At 31.0% G+C, this 15,315-nt stretch carries 18 protein-coding genes; 16 read left to right on the top strand and 2 right to left on the bottom strand.

Annotated features, from left to right (window positions below; all coding sequences use genetic code 11):
- Window positions 1-61 precede the first annotated feature (61 nt).
- The 5 genes from ACFWTK_RS06260 to ACFWTK_RS06240 all read left to right on the top strand — a co-directional run bounded on the left by ACFWTK_RS06260 (window position 62) and on the right by ACFWTK_RS06240 (window position 4,926).
- On the top strand, window positions 62-1,087 hold the full coding sequence (locus ACFWTK_RS06260; protein WP_415875480.1) for an ABC transporter ATP-binding protein: 1,026 nt from the start codon (window positions 62-64) through the stop codon (window positions 1,085-1,087).
- 14 nt (window positions 1,088-1,101) lie between these two features.
- On the top strand, window positions 1,102-1,992 hold the full coding sequence (locus tag ACFWTK_RS06255) for an ABC transporter permease (RefSeq protein WP_415875207.1): 891 nt from the start codon (window positions 1,102-1,104) through the stop codon (window positions 1,990-1,992).
- Window positions 1,993-1,995: 3 nt separating this feature from the next.
- Entirely contained in the window at window positions 1,996-3,834 is a 1,839-nt protein-coding gene (locus ACFWTK_RS06250; RefSeq protein ID WP_415875206.1) for an extracellular solute-binding protein, read from the top strand.
- A 201-nt stretch (window positions 3,835-4,035) separates the two neighbouring features.
- Window positions 4,036-4,458 carry a DMT family transporter gene (locus ACFWTK_RS06245; protein WP_415875205.1) on the top strand — a complete coding sequence of 141 codons (423 nt, stop codon included), beginning with the start codon at window positions 4,036-4,038 and terminating at the stop codon, window positions 4,456-4,458.
- 15 nt (window positions 4,459-4,473) lie between these two features.
- A complete protein-coding gene (locus ACFWTK_RS06240) occupies window positions 4,474-4,926 on the top strand; it encodes a DMT family transporter (RefSeq protein ID WP_415875204.1) in 453 nt (150 codons plus the stop codon).
- A gap of 53 nt (window positions 4,927-4,979) precedes the next feature.
- On the opposite strand, the gene ACFWTK_RS06235 is transcribed toward ACFWTK_RS06240, so the two are convergent.
- The gene (locus tag ACFWTK_RS06235) at window positions 4,980-6,215 is read right to left on the bottom strand and encodes an ammonium transporter (RefSeq protein WP_415875203.1); all 1,236 of its coding nucleotides are present in this window, start codon (window positions 6,213-6,215) and stop codon (window positions 4,980-4,982) included.
- Between the two features lie 304 nt (window positions 6,216-6,519).
- Here ACFWTK_RS06235 and rluF point away from each other — a divergent pair, with 304 nt between their 5' ends.
- The 10 genes from rluF to ACFWTK_RS06185 all read left to right on the top strand — a co-directional run bounded on the left by rluF (window position 6,520) and on the right by ACFWTK_RS06185 (window position 13,470).
- The gene (rluF, locus tag ACFWTK_RS06230; RefSeq protein WP_415875202.1) at window positions 6,520-7,209 is read left to right on the top strand and encodes a 23S rRNA pseudouridine(2604) synthase RluF; all 690 of its coding nucleotides are present in this window, start codon (window positions 6,520-6,522) and stop codon (window positions 7,207-7,209) included.
- 321 nt (window positions 7,210-7,530) lie between these two features.
- Window positions 7,531-8,199, top strand: a complete 669-nt coding sequence (locus ACFWTK_RS06225) for a hypothetical protein (protein WP_415875201.1) — start codon at window positions 7,531-7,533, stop codon at window positions 8,197-8,199.
- Between the two features lie 189 nt (window positions 8,200-8,388).
- Window positions 8,389-8,835: a hypothetical protein gene (locus ACFWTK_RS06220; protein WP_415875200.1), complete on the top strand. Its 447-nt coding sequence runs from the start codon at window positions 8,389-8,391 to the stop codon at window positions 8,833-8,835.
- Window positions 8,792-9,217 carry a methyl-accepting chemotaxis protein gene (locus tag ACFWTK_RS06215; protein WP_415875199.1) on the top strand — a complete coding sequence of 142 codons (426 nt, stop codon included), beginning with the start codon at window positions 8,792-8,794 and terminating at the stop codon, window positions 9,215-9,217. Before ACFWTK_RS06220 ends, ACFWTK_RS06215 begins: the two co-directional genes overlap by 44 nt.
- A 119-nt stretch (window positions 9,218-9,336) precedes the next feature.
- Entirely contained in the window at window positions 9,337-9,480 is a 144-nt protein-coding gene (locus ACFWTK_RS06210; protein ID WP_415875198.1) for a hypothetical protein, read from the top strand.
- A 28-nt stretch (window positions 9,481-9,508) separates the two neighbouring features.
- Window positions 9,509-9,673: a hypothetical protein gene (locus tag ACFWTK_RS06205; protein WP_415875197.1), complete on the top strand. Its 165-nt coding sequence runs from the start codon at window positions 9,509-9,511 to the stop codon at window positions 9,671-9,673.
- Window positions 9,670-11,232, top strand: a complete 1,563-nt coding sequence (locus ACFWTK_RS06200) for an SNF2 helicase associated domain-containing protein (protein ID WP_415875196.1) — start codon at window positions 9,670-9,672, stop codon at window positions 11,230-11,232. The genes ACFWTK_RS06205 and ACFWTK_RS06200 overlap by 4 nt, the downstream gene beginning before the upstream one ends.
- Entirely contained in the window at window positions 11,189-12,469 is a 1,281-nt protein-coding gene (locus ACFWTK_RS06195; RefSeq protein ID WP_415875195.1) for a DEAD/DEAH box helicase, read from the top strand. Before ACFWTK_RS06200 ends, ACFWTK_RS06195 begins: the two co-directional genes overlap by 44 nt.
- Window positions 12,470-12,549: 80 nt before the next feature.
- Complete coding sequence (gene yfcE / locus ACFWTK_RS06190; protein ID WP_415875194.1) at window positions 12,550-13,092, top strand: phosphodiesterase; 543 nt, start codon at window positions 12,550-12,552, stop codon at window positions 13,090-13,092.
- An 84-nt stretch (window positions 13,093-13,176) separates the two neighbouring features.
- The gene (locus tag ACFWTK_RS06185; RefSeq protein WP_415875193.1) at window positions 13,177-13,470 is read left to right on the top strand and encodes a rhodanese-like domain-containing protein; all 294 of its coding nucleotides are present in this window, start codon (window positions 13,177-13,179) and stop codon (window positions 13,468-13,470) included.
- Window positions 13,471-13,519: 49 nt separating this feature from the next.
- On the opposite strand, the gene ACFWTK_RS06180 is transcribed toward ACFWTK_RS06185, so the two are convergent.
- Window positions 13,520-14,596, bottom strand: a complete 1,077-nt coding sequence (locus ACFWTK_RS06180) for a GIY-YIG nuclease family protein (protein ID WP_415875192.1) — start codon at window positions 14,594-14,596, stop codon at window positions 13,520-13,522.
- 280 nt (window positions 14,597-14,876) lie between these two features.
- Between ACFWTK_RS06180 and mutT the strand changes: the two genes are divergently transcribed.
- Window positions 14,877-15,260 carry an 8-oxo-dGTP diphosphatase MutT gene (gene mutT / locus ACFWTK_RS06175; protein ID WP_415875191.1) on the top strand — a complete coding sequence of 128 codons (384 nt, stop codon included), beginning with the start codon at window positions 14,877-14,879 and terminating at the stop codon, window positions 15,258-15,260.
- Window positions 15,261-15,315 lie beyond the last annotated feature (55 nt).

Raw genomic sequence — 15,315 nt, 5'->3', positions numbered from 1 at the left:
TGTGACAGGAGATATTTTTGTTCAATTATCAAATGTTTGTAAAGTGTATGATCAAGAGGATATGGTAGTTAAAAACTTAAACCTTGAGATTAAAAAAGGAGAATTTCTGACTATATTAGGTCCAAGTGGTTGTGGAAAAACCACTACTTTAAGAATGATTGCCGGGTTTGAAACACCTACTAGTGGAGAAATAATAATCGATGGAGAGAATATTACTAATAAGTCACCCCATCAAAGACCTGTAAATACGGCTTTTCAAAATTATGCTTTATTTCCTCATATGAATATTTATGATAATATTGCCTTTGGTTTGAGAATGAAAAAGGTGCCAAAGGATGAGATTAATAAAAGGGTATTGGAAATGCTCAAGGTTGTTCAATTAGAAGGGTATGAAACTAGAATGCCATCCCAGCTAAGCGGCGGTCAGAAGCAGCGTGTATCTATTGCTAGAGCCTTAATTAATAACCCAAAGGTTCTGTTACTAGATGAACCGCTAGGCGCTCTTGACTTAAAACTTCGCAAACAGATGCAATTGGAACTTAAATATCTTCAAAGGAGCCTTGGTACAACATTTATATTTGTAACTCATGATCAAGAAGAAGCTTTAACTATGTCTGACAGAATAGTGGTTATGAATAAAGGTGTAATAGAGCAGGTAGGATTACCAGAGGAACTTTACGAAAGACCAAAAACTAAATTCGTTGCCGATTTCTTAGGAGAAACAAATCTTCTTGAAGGGGAAGTAATCAAATTAAAAGAAACAGAAGTATTGCTTCACCTTGAGGAAGAACAGGATATAATAAGAATTCCAAATCTAAATTATGATTTAGGAGACAAGTTTACTGTTTCAGTAAGACCAGAGAGAATAAAAATAAAGACAGAGCCAGAAGATGGAGATGTATGGCTTCAATGTAAGCTGAAGGAAAGAATATATGTTGGTTCTTCTGTTAAAACAGTAATGCTTCTAAAAAACGGTAAAGAGATTATAGTAAATGAACCAATAGGTCAAAGCTTTAATTTTCAAGATAACATAGAAGACTATTTTGTTACTTGGAAATCAGTACACACAGTAGTTATTAAGGCTTAAGGGAGGTAGTGAAAATGGAAAATAGAAATTCCCTTAGCAGAATAATAAACAAGCTTAAAGAAAAGGCAGGCATGATGGCAACAGTACTGCCAGTGAGTATATGGATGCTAGCATTTTTCATAGTGCCATTAATTTTGATTCTTGTAGTTAGCTTTTCTTCAAGAGGAGAAGCAGGAGATATTGTATTTAAGTTTACATTGAACAATTATGCTAGAATATTTAACAAACTTTATATCATCATATTTTGTAAATCACTTTTGATAGGATTAGGTACCACAGCAATATGTCTAGTACTTGGATACCCATTTGCATTTATAATCGCAAGGGCCGGAAAAAAATTAAAACCATTATTTTTATTGTTGATTATATTACCATTCTGGACAAATTCTTTGGTCAGAACCTATGCTATGATAATATTGTTGAGAACTGAGGGGATTTTAAATCACATTCTCTTAGGGATAGGATTAATAAATGAACCTTTACATCTTATGTATAACAACATAGCTGTAATGATAGGAATGCTATACATGATGTTCCCATTTATGGTACTTCCTCTTTATTCATCAATTGAAAAACTGGACATGAGCCTTTTAGAAGCGGCAGATGACTTAGGAGCAAGTCCATTAAATAAGTTTTTGAAGATAACACTTCCTCTTACAAAGGGAGGTATATTATCAGGTTCACTTTTGGTATTTGTCCCAACACTTGGACTGTTCTTTATAACAGATTTAATGGGAGGAAGTAAAGTGGTACTCATGAGTAATTTGGTTAAGAACCAGTTCTTAACCGCAAGAGACTGGCCTTTTGGATCAGCCATATCTGTTATTCTCATGATAGTAATGATAATATTAATCTTCTATTACACTAAATTTAGCGGCAATAAAAATAAATGGGAGGTGTTATAGAAGGTGAAAGGTTCAACTGGAAAAATACTTAAAGGAATTTATGCCCTATTAATATACATGTTTTTATATATTCCTATAATGGTGCTTATAGTTTTCTCATTTAATGAATCTAAGCTTAATGTAGTTTGGACAGGTTTTACGTTTAAGTGGTATGAGAGCTTAATGCATAATGCTGGTATATTAGAAGCAGTAAAGAACTCACTAATAGTGGCAATTGTAAGTACCATAATTGCTACTATTATAGGAACATTAGCTGCAATAGGGCTTTATAGATATAAATTCAAAGGAAAAAATATACTAGATTCTGTACTGAATATACCTTTAGTTATACCGGAAATAGTTATGGGTATATCACTGCTTGCTTTTTTCTCAGTTGTAGATATGCCTCTTGGAAGGATTACATTAATCATTGCGCATATAACTTTTAGTATAGCTTATGTCATAGCAGTTGTAAGGACAAGATTAGATGGCTTTGATACGTCTGTAGAAGAAGCAGCACTTGATTTAGGGGCAACACCTATGCAGACATTTTTATATGTTACATTACCTATAATTATGCCTGGAGTTATTGGGGGAGCACTACTTGCATTCACATTATCTTTAGACGATGTGATTATAAGCTTCTTCGTTGCAGGAGCAGGAAGCACAACTCTTCCACTTAAGGTATTTTCAATGGTTAAGTTTGGAGTAACTCCTGAAATAAATGCTTTATCTACAATAATTATTGTATTTACCTTTGTTGTAATAGGATTATCCTCAGTTTTAAAGAATATTAATCTTAATATGAAAAAAATAGGTACAGTAGTGCTTTCTATTGTACTTGTAATTTCAGGGATAAGCTACGGAGTTTGGGGATTTGCTAAGGCAAATGATGCACCAAAGCAAGTACTAAACGTATTTAACTGGTCCGAATATCTTCCTCAGTCTGTTATAGATAAATTTGAACAGACTTACAATATAAAGGTCAACTACAGCACTTTTTCATCTAATGAAGAAATGCTTGCAAAGATTATGGCGGGTGGAGGAGACTATGATATTGCTGTAGCAAGTGACTTTATGGTTGAAATTCTTAAAAAGCAGAATTTAGTAAGAGAGATTGATAAGGATAATATTCCAAATCTAAAAAATATGGATCCACAATTTATGAATTTGCCTTTTGATGAAGGTAATAAATATAGTGTGCCATATATGTGGCTTGCTGGAATAATAGCTTATGACAGCACTAAGATTCCAGAGGGAGCTATAACAAGCTATGCTGATTTATGGAAGGATGAATTTAAAAATTCCTTAACAATATTAGATGATGAAAGAGCTATTATAGGTATTACACTAAAGAAACTTGGATATTCCATAAATGAAACTTCTCCTGAAGCTTTGGCAAAGGCAAAGGAAGAACTTAAAAAGCTTCAACCTAATGTTAAAGCTTATGACAGTGATAGTCCAAAGACTTCTCTTATAAATGGGGAATCCAAAGCAATATTTGCTTGGGGAGCAGAAGGTTCTCTTGCAAGAAGAGAAAACCCTAATGTTAAATATGTAATACCTAAAGAAGGACTTTTCCTTCAGCAGGATAATTTTGTAATTCCAAAGGATGCACAAAACGTTAAAGCTGCTGAGCTATTTATAAACTTTGTAATGGATCCTGAAATTTCAGCTGAAATATCTGAAGCCTTCCCATATGGAAATCCTAATAAGGAAGCTCAGAAACTTATGAAGAAAGAAATGCTTTCTGATATAGCTGTTTATCCACCAAATGAAGAAGTTGAAAAGGGTGAATATCTAAAAGATATAGGAGAGTCTATAACTGAATTTGATAAGATTTGGTCACAAGTTAAACAATAGAGGAGATAATTTGAAAAAATAGGAGATAGCTGTGAATTAGCTGTTTCCTATTTTTCTTATTGGCATTTGAAAGTAACTGTTTTGATTTCGTTTTATATTTATAATATGAAATTGAGAAAATCATAGAAGGCTATTAATTATTGTTAAAATAAGTTATTATATTTATTGGGAAAGAAAAGCATCAAAGGAAGGTGATAGAATATGTATAAGTTATCTGCAGTGTTTATAGGATTAATAATTGCAGTTATGGTAAGTTTTAATGGAACTCTTGCAAGCTATGTTGGGGATTATTCAGGAGTGCTCATAACACAGATTGTAGCTCTTATTACAATAAGTATAACATTAATAGTCAAAAGAAAAGGAATTAATTTAAAAAGGGATATTCCATTTTATTTATTTTCTGGCGGAACTATAGGAGTTGTTTTAACTTTATTCAACAATATATGTTATAAGAATTTAGGAGTATCTTTAAGTTTATCCTTAGGATTACTTGGTCAATCAGTTGCCGCAGTTATTATAGACCATTTTGGTTTATTTGGAATGGATAAATATCATTTTAAAAGAGAGAAACTCATAGGTTTTGGACTAGCTTTTGCAGGAATAGTCATTATGATAATTTACTAGAAAGGAAGATTAAATATGATATATATAATTTTAGCTTTTGCCTCTGGTGTACTAACTCTTCTTTCTATGATAGTAAATTCTAGTTTAGGAAAAAGAATAGGAGAATTTCAATCAAGCTTTGTGAACTTTTTTGTTGGAGTGATTTCTGCTCTTATATTAGTACTTATCATTGAGAGAAAAATATCATTTAGCGAAAAGCTTCATGGTATACCAATTTGGGCTTATCTTGGAGGATTTTTAGGAGTCATGGTGGTTATTATATCGAATATTATAATACCTAAAATTCCTACTATATACTCAACCTTGCTTATCTTTATTGGCCAGCTTTTTACTGGAATTGTATTGGATTATCTTACTGGTATGGAAATATCTAAGGGAAAAGTTGTTGGAGGATTATTAATTTTGGCTGGAATGGCTTATAACTCTATGATAGATAGAAAAGAATTGGAAGAAAATGGACATGAGTGAGCCTAAAAAGGCTCACTCGAATAATTAGCTGTTTTTGTTTAATTCTACTCTTTTTACACGGCAATATCACCATAAGCTTCTTCGGAATGCTCTGACATATCTAGGCCAGTTTCTTCTGCTTCCTCAGTTACCCTTATGTCAATAAATTTACTTATAAATTTTATGATTACAAATGTCATTACTGCTGCAAAAATGACTGTAGCTATTATTGAAATCAATTGAACTCCTAATAATTTGAAGTTACCAAATATTAATCCATCAGCTCCATCAGGATTTATAGCTTTTGAAGCAAATATTCCAGTAGCTATTCCTCCCCATATTCCACCAATTCCATGACATCCAAAAGCATCTAAAGCATCATCATAGTTAAATCTATTTTTCATAACAGTCACTGCAAAGAAGCATATGATACCCCCTATAAGACCAATTAACATGGATGATAATGGGCTTACAAAACCAGCTCCAGGAGTTATAGATACAAGACCAGCAATGGCTCCACTGGCCACACCTAATGAAGTTGCCTTCTTTTTCGTGAATAGTTCACATAAGCTCCAGCCAATAGCTCCTGAGGCAGCTGAAGTATTAGTAGTAATAAATGCATTTAATGCTACATCATTTACACCTAATGCACTTCCAGCATTAAAACCAATCCATCCAAACCACAATATTCCGGCTCCTAGCATGGTCATTGGCAAATTACTAGGTGCAGCTTCTCCTGATTTTTTTCTTTTTCCTAGTACTATGGCTAAAACTAAACCTGAAATACCTGAGCTGATATGAATAACATTTCCACCAGCAAAATCTAAAGCGCCTAAGTCTTTCATCCAACCTCCAACACCCCATACCCAATGTGCTAAAGGATCATAAACAAAAGTGGTCCAAAGTAAAATAAAGATTGCAAAAGGTAAAAATCTCATTCTTTCTGCTACAGCTCCAGAAATTAAAGCAGGAGTTATTATAGCAAACATAAGCTGAAATAACATAAATATCTGTTGAGGAATGTTTGATGCATAATCTGCATTTGGTGTGAAATTTACTCCATTTAGCCCTAACCATTTCAAATCTCCTATTAAACCGCCAATATCTGTTCCGAAGCATAAAGTGTACCCGATTAATATCCATTGAATTGAAATCAATGCTATAGCAGCATAGCTGTGCATAGTAGTGCTTAGAATATTTTTTCTTCTAACCATGCCGCCATAAAATAAAGCTAACCCCGGTGTCATTAAAAATACTAATGCTGCTGCAAAAATCATAAAAATAGTATCTGTTCCGCTTATTGAATTCATATAATATCGCCCCCTATTGATAAAAGTGTAAAAATTAATTTAGTGAATAAATTAAGTGTTTATTAATATATTATCACTATAATGTTATATATATTAACATATTATTAAAAAATGTCAATATTATTTGATAAATTGTCATAAAAATCGCTAATAAATTATTAAATGCTTTGTGTGGACAAATTCATCCTGTAAACTCTAGATTTCATATGGCTGGGATGATATCATGTATTATATGATGAATTAGGATATAATAGCATTAGGTACAATAACATTAGATATATAGCTGACTAGAAAGGGTTCTAAAATGAGAATTAATAAATTTATTAGCGAAACAGGCATATGCTCAAGAAGAGAAGCGGATGCATATATTGAGGCAAAACGGGTTACTATTAACGGAAATACTGCAGAGCTTGGAAGCACTGTAGAGCCTGGAGATGTTGTAAAGCTTGATGGTAAGCAAATAGGGAAAAAAAGAAAGCCAGTATATATAGCTTTAAATAAGCCAGTAGGAATTATAAGCACTACAGAAAGACATGTAAAAGGAAATATTGTTGATTTTGTTAATCACAAAGAGCGTATATTTCCTATAGGTAGGCTGGATAAGGATTCTCAAGGATTGATTTTGCTTACTAATGATGGAGATATAGTAAATAAGATTTTGAGATCAGAGAATAATCATGAAAAGGAATATATAGTAACAGTAGATAAGCCTATTACGGATTCCTTTTTAAAGGGCATGGCAAGTGGAGTTAGAATTTTAGGAACAAAAACTAAGCCTTGCAAAGTAAGACGTATAAGCGATACAGTTTTTAATATAATTTTAACTCAAGGACTTAATCGTCAAATAAGAAGAATGTGCCAAGCTTTTGGTTATAAGGTAGTTAAATTAAAGCGCATTAGAATTATGAATATTAAGCTTGGAAACTTAAAAATTGGAGAGTGGAGGAATTTAACCAAAGAGGAATTAAGTGAATTAATGAGATTAATTGAATAATATATTGCTTTTATTCTGAAAAGAATTGTTGTAATATGTATAAAACATCCTATCTAACTAAATTTTAAAATTAATTTGTGACTTATTATATTAATTATGCCATAATAAAGTAGAACTTAATTTATATTACGAAAATTCCTTGTTTTACTATATTGTTATATTATAAGTTAATCCTATTTCAAATTTTATAACAAAAACTTGAAGTAGGATCTTTCTTGTTGAGAGCCAAGGAAGTAATAAATTGGTTAAAGAGTAACAATGAAATACATAATAAAGAAAGAAGGTGGGAAAAGTAAAAAACGAAGGAGGAGATAAGAAAAAATGAATAAAAGTAAGAAAAACAATAAGAAGAACAATGTATTAAAAGGAATAGCTGTTGGAGCAGTGCTTTTATCCATGGGACTTAGCAGCATTGCAGAAGTAACTTATGCAGTTTCTAGAGAGGTGAATACACCTTCTATAAGTGAAGGCTGCTGTAGAAAAAGAGAACATAAAAACATATTAAAGGAATCCTTAAAGGAGCTAGTTAAAGAAGGAAAGCTTACACAAGAGAAGGCTGATAATGTGCTTTCCTATATTAAAAAAAACAAAGATAGAAGAGAACATAGAGGTTTATTTGATGATATGGTAAAGGAAGGAGTTATTACAAAAGAAGAGGCAGAGGCTATTAGAGAGAAAAACAGAGATAAAAGAATGCTTTTAAGAAGAGAGGAGATAACTAAGAATCTCAATGAATTAGTAAAGGATAATACAATAACTCAAGAACAAGCAGATAAATTCGTAGAAAAGTTACAAAAGCAGGATGAGGAGATTAAAGAATTACATAAAAAAGCGAAAAATATGTCTCCAGAGCAAAAGAAAGAGTATATGAAGAATGCTTTAAAAGGCAAAGATATAATAGATCAGATGGTGAAAGAAGGAACAATCACACAAAAGCAAGCTGAATCTATGAGAGAAGTCATGCCAAGACCTCATAAAGAAAAAAGATGACATATAAAAGTTATCCAGCAGCAATAAAATGAAGACTGCTGGATTTTTTACTTGATTGTATGAATATATTATTTTTGGTATAATTAAGATTATTTAGTAAGTTTTATAAGATAGAAGCACAAAAGTAAATAATAGTGATATAATAAAAATAGCATGTGGCAGTATTGCCTAAAAAGGATGGGGATAATAATGGATCTTGAAATAAAAAATAAGGTGCAAAAGGCCTTTGATGAATTAATACCTTATATGCAGGCGTTTTTTGAAGATGAAATAGCATTTACAATTTCTACAACAGAATATTTTTTGAGGGTTGTAAACAGCGAAAATATAAATATGAATGCAAAACCAGGAGATCCTTTAAGACCAGGTGGTGCAGCGTATGAATGTATAAAAGCAAAGAAAGTGGTTTCTTTAATAGTTCCTAAAGAGATTTTTGGAGTAGAGATAAAGGCTATAGGAATACCTGTAAAAGATGAGAAGGGCTCTATAGTAGGAAGTATAGTACTAGTAAAAAGCTTAAAGAGACATTATGAAATGCTAAACTTATCTAGAACTTTATCACATTCATTAGAAGAAATAACAAAGAGTTCAAGTGAAGGTTTCATCTGGCATAGAAAATACAGTGAATTCAAATAATAAGATTTTATCAGAGCTTCAGGAAGCTGAAAACAGAGCAGAAGATACAAATGATGTCTTAAGCTTTATAAAAAATGTAGCTCATCAGACAAATCTTCTTGGATTGAATGCAGCTATAGAAGCTTCAAGGGCAGGAGAATATGGAAAAGGTTTTAGTGTTGTAGCTAATGAAATCAGAAAGTTATCTAATTCAAGCAGCGAATCAGTAAATAAAATAAATAATACCTTAACTCAAATAAAATCTTCAGTAAACAAAATATCTAAAAGCGTTGTATATACTACAGATACTTTTAATCAGCAATTGTCTGAAATTCAGCAAATAGATGCAGCATTGCAAAAGTTAAATTCCATAGCATCCATATTGAAAAAAAGCATAGAGTAGAAATATATGGTCCAAGCTTTGTGGAAGAATAGAATAAAAAAAGGTACATATAGTCCAGCAGCTATTAGAAGTAAAAGCAGCTGGACTATATATTATTTATAAATGAGAGGAGGTATAGAATGAATCTAAAAGAACTAGAAACAATAATTTTAACACCAGCTTCAAGCATAAGAATAGAAATGGGAAAAGAACTTTTAAAGAAAGGAATTAATATCCAGTGTAAAGGGAAGAAAGATAGAAAACACATATCATATTTATGGTAATGTATCAAATGAGATAAATCACAAGGAATTGAGTACTCATATAAAATTAAATCTTAAAAATAAAAAGTTAGAAGATGTGCGATGTACTTGTGATGATTTCAAAGAGTTCTCTAAAAATCAGCCCCTTTTTATGTGTGAACATTTAACAGGAACTGCATATAAGTTTTTGAGCTTAATGAATAAAAAAGAGTGAAAAAACAAGATTCAACAGAAGCCTTATCTAAAAATAAAATTCAAAAAACAGAAGTAGGTATTCAAATAAAGATAATTCATAAGTTATGGAAAGGAGTAACTACCTACGAACTAGAGTTTAGAATAGGCATAAATCACAAATATTTAATAAAAGATTTGAAGAAATTTATTCATGATTATGATGATGGAAAATATATCTACTTTAACAGTGGATTCGTATATAACCCAAATGAACATAGAATTTCAAAATCTTACATAAGAGTAATAGATTTTATAAGAAAGTATGATAAAAAAGATGATAGAAATTATATTTCAGGAAGAAATATAATTTTACATCCTAATGAATTGAGAGGATTTTTAGAGTGTGCTGCAGGAAACAAAGTGCAGTTAAAGTATAATGGAATTGAGTATAATTCAACTGTGCTCATGGGAGACTTGCCATTAAGCTTTACATTAAAAGAAGATGATGGATATTTTAAGCTGACTACTCATAAAAGATTTCCTATTCCATTAAATGAGGATAATAGTGTCTATCTGTTTAATAATGAAATATACTTACCTTCACAAAATCAAATTAAAAGATACCTTATTCTATATCCTAAATTAAAAAAGTACGGTAAAATATTATTTCATAAGAATATGGAAAACTACAATAAGATTATTTCACTAATAAGCAGTATTTCCAAGGATATTATCTTATCGGAGGATGTAAGGAAATTTGCAGCAGACTCGTCTAAGTTAGAGTTTTTAATCTACAAAGAGGAAGAAAATATTTATTGCAGCGTATATGCAACTTATAATAATGAAAAGATTAATATATTAAAAAAAGGCAGCAGAAAGACACAGCTTATAAGGGATTTTAAAATGGAAGAAAAGGCTCTTATGAAACTTGAATACTATAAATTTATAAGAAGAGAAGATAGGCTTTTATTTATTGGAAGTGATGAAGATATTTTCAATATTATAAACAGGAAAGAAAATATTATTACATCCTTAGGAACTCTTATTTTAGGCAGAGGATTTGAAGATGTGAAGATATATGATGGAAGTTCTATTAAAATAGATTTATATGAAGAAGATGAATATTTTAAATTTAATTATGCTATAGGAGATATAGATAGAGAGGAACTTCCGAGTATATTTCAGAGTTATAAAAAAGGCAGCAGGTTTTATAAAACTAAGAATAATAAGTTTATAGATCTTGAAGATGAAGATGTACAAAACTTTTTTAACTTAATTGAAATGTTAAATTTAGAGGAAAACATAAATGATGATTATAGTTATATAGCTAAAAATAAAGCTTTATATATGGCTGAAAAACTAAAGAATAGAGAATATAAATTTGGCTGCGGATCAGAATTATTAGATTACATAGAAAAAAGAGAAACTGGTATAAATGATGAAGCACCTATTCCTAAAAATCTAAAAGCAAAGCTTAGAGAATATCAAGTTAAGGGATTTAGATGGCTTAAAGGATTAAGTGAATTAGAGATTAGGTGGAATTTTAGCAGACGAGATGGGACTTGGGAAAACTATCCAAACTATAGCTTTTCTTCTTAGTGAAAAGAATAAAAAATCTTTAATAATAACTCCTACATCTCTTATATATAATTGGAAAAGCGAAATAGAAAGATTTGCTCCCTCTCTTAAAGTTGGTATTATCCATGGCAGCACAATAGAGCAAGCAAAGGCTATGGATAGTTTAGATGAGTATGATTTGATTTTAACCACCTATGGTACTTTAAGAAATAATATAGATAGATATAAAGATCTGATCTTTGACTATTGTATCATAGATGAGGCTCAAAATATAAAAAATCATCTATCTCAAAGCACTATAGCTGTAAAAATGGTAAATGCCAAGGTTAAATTTGCTTTAACAGGAACTCCTATAGAAAACAATTTAATGGAGCTTTGGTCCATATTTGATTTTATAATGCCAGGATATCTTTATTCAAAGGAAGTATTTCATGATAAATTTATTTTAGATGAGGATTCAAATTTAGAAGGCCTTAGGCTTATGATAAAGCCGTTTATTCTGAGAAGAACTAAAAGTGAGGTTATAGAGGATCTGCCAGATAAAATAGAAAAGAAAATATTAGTTGAAATGACATCTCAGCAGAAGGCAGTATATAAGGCTTACATAAAAAATGTAAGAGAAAGAATAAAAAATGATTTAGATGGAAATATTCCAATTTTTTCTTATTTAACAAGGTTGCGGCAGATTTGTCTTGAACCATCTCTTGTATTTAATGAGTATAAAGGCGGAAGTGGAAAAATTAAAATTGCACTGGATTTAGTAGAGGAGAATATAGATTCTGGTGGAAAAACCCTTCTTTTCTCTCAGTTTACTTCTGCATTGAAAATGATAGGAGAAACTTTAGAAAAGAGAGAAATTGAGTACTACTATCTGGACGGTGCAACTCCTTCTAAAGAAAGAATTAGACTGGTAAATGAGTTTAACAAGAGCAGCAAAGTGAAGGTATTTTTGATTTCACTAAAGGCAGGTGGAACAGGGCTTAATTTAACCAGTGCTAATCTTGTAATTCATTTTGACCCTTGGTGGAACCCAGCAGTAGAAAATCAGGCAACAGATAGAGCACACAGAATCGGTCAAAAGAATGTAGTGGAAGTTGTGAAGTTAGTGGCTAGAAGTACTATAGAGGAAAAGATAGTTCTCCTTCAAGAAGAGAAAAAAGAATTAGTTCACAATGTGCTTACCAGAGATTTTAAGGAAGGAATCATGCTTAACAGGTTATCACGGGAGGAACTCATGGAGCTTTTCTACAGAGAATAGCTATATTGTGGATTTATCCGCTCTCATAAATTATGGTAATATATAAGAGAAAAACATAAGAATAGAAAGGAATTGAACATATGAAATTATTTTTTATTTCAGATATTCATGGATCTTTATATTATTTAAATAAGGTCATGGAACAGTATAAGAAGGAAGATGCGGACTATATAGTTATATTAGGGGATGAACTATATCATGGTCCTAGAAATCCTATGCCAAAGGAATACAATCCGCAAGAAGTGGCAATGGTATTAAACAACTATAAGGATAAGATTATTGCAGTTCGTGGAAATTGTGACAGCGAAGTTGACCAGATGCTTATTGAATACCCTATTATGAGTGATTATTCTATAGTTTTATATGAGGGAAGAAGGCTCTTTTTAACTCATGGTCATATATATAATGAAGAAAATCTTCCAAGCTTAAGTGATGGAGATGTGCTAATTTATGGGCATATACATGTGCCTGTAGCGAAAAAAGAGAATGGCATATTTATACTAAATCCAGGTTCTATTGCTATACCAAAGGAAGACATACCTCATTGTTACGCTGTATTAGAGGATAATGTATTTAAGATAAAGACATTAGATGGAGAAATATATAAAGAAATTAGTATATAAAAATATAAAGAGAATATATCTGGAGGAATTTAGTCGTAGATATAAAAAAAGCACTCTGTTATAATTATTTTGGGTGATGAAACTATGGATAAAATAGATGTTAATGATTTAGAAAAACTACTTGGAAAAATAAATTTAATAGATATAAGAGAACCTTTCGAGTATGAAATTGGGCATCTTCCAACGGCGAAAAATATGCCAATGAAGGAGATGCTGAAAGACCCAGACAGCTTTTTAGATAAGAATAAGGAATACTATATAATTTGTCAAACAGGAAGAAGAAGCAGCATTACATGCAGCGAACTTAAGTTAAAAGGCTTTAAAGTAAAAGTTGTTACAGGTGGAACTGACATGTATGAAGGAGAGTTAGAAAGATAATATAAAAAGGAGTTAAGTAATCATTGGATACTTAGCTCCTTTGATTTTTTTAAACAGAGTTAAGCAACTTAAAAATAACATCATCTATATTATGACTATTATTAGGGGCAAGCCATTCTTCAGAAATTACAGTATATTTACATTTATTGTTTTTCAAATAACTATAAATTATCTCAGCTTCGTCTATCTCATCTCTAGTAATGTCTAATAAGTCACTGAATGTTCCAGGCTTAAAGTTGTCTAAAATATTGGACTTTATCATATTTAACACTTCTCTAATATCTGTTTTATCAAAATTATATTTTGTGCTAAAAAGTATCTTATTTCTTTTAATAAGAAATAATTTAAAAGTGTAGTTATCTAGCTCTTCAATCATTACTATATTTCTATTTTTCGCTGTAAAGTCTATAACTCTTTCTTTGCTTATAAGCACATTAATTGAATCTATAATATCTCTATATTTTGCTGCAGTTTCAAAATCAAAGTTTTCAGAGGCATGAAGCATTTCCTGTTTCATTTCTTTAAGTATGTCCATATCAGTCCCCTGAAATAGACCTATGATCTTGTTGATTATATTTTGGTATTCTTCGGCTACAGAATCTCCTGAGCACATACCTATACATTTGCCTAAGGAGTAGTTTAGGCATGAACTACTTCTTTTAGATGGATTATTGCAGAGTATTTTATAAAAATCTTTTATACCAAGTACGGTCTTTTCCACTAGGCTTTTATTAGTAAATGGACCAAAGTAAAGACTATTAGCATCATCTACAAAGTTGACAATATCTATATTAGGATAGGCTTTACCAGTTTGAATTTTAATATAAATATAAGATAGTGGACTTTTCATAAGCCTGTTGTATGTAGGTTTCAATTTCTTAATATACTTACATTCTACCATAAGAGCTTCAAATTCTGTATCTGTAGTGAGAAAATCAAAATCCTTAAGATTTTTTACAAGCTTTTGTACCTTAGTGCTGTGGGCTTTTGAATTATAAAAATAAGATTGAACCCTCTTTCTTAAACATTTGGACTTTCCTACGTATATAACATGTCCAAGAGAATCTTTCATAAAATATACCCCAGGGCACAAAGGCAAACTTCTTACTTTTTCTTTTAAATCCATATTATTTACCTCTTTTGTTTAATAGATGAATATCTATAATTTTATCATAATTACTCCAAGTGTGTAGCACTTAGTATTTAAAGAATACATGGCCAAGCAATTAGTTTTCAGACTTGCCTTGAGAAATCCGCACAATGATATTAGAATATTAATTGTATAAATAAATATATGATATTACAATTCTAATTAAAATTTGATAAATTTTTCATCTAGGTGATGAGTAAGAAACACAATTCTTAAATTAATTGTGGAAATTTAAACTTATTAGGTGGTGATACATATGAAAAATATAGAAGTTGCTGCGGCAATTATGAAACATAATAATAAAATATTTATTACACGCCGCAGTTACGGGGAATTTAAAGATATGTGGGAATTCCCCGGTGGTAAGATTGAAAAAGGTGAAACTCAGGAGGAAGCACTTATTCGTGAGATTAAAGAAGAACTGGAATTAGATATTGAAATATCTGAATATTTAACAACCATTGATTATGATTATCCAAACTTTCATCTTACAATGCACTGTTTTATATGTGATATTTGCGGTGGAGAGCTGCACTTAAATGCTCATAATGATGCTAAATGGGTAACACTAGATGAAGTGGACAATCTAAGATGGATTCCAGCAGATGTATTAGTGGTTGATAAACTTAAAAACATATAAAGTAAGGGTGATATTATCTAAATTGTAGTGAGTGTGCATTTAGATAATATCACTT

The organism is Clostridium sp. (assembly GCF_047777555.1).
GTDB lineage: Bacteria > Bacillota > Clostridia > Clostridiales > Clostridiaceae > Clostridium_H.
This window is presented reverse-complemented; position numbering and strand designations above follow the sequence as displayed.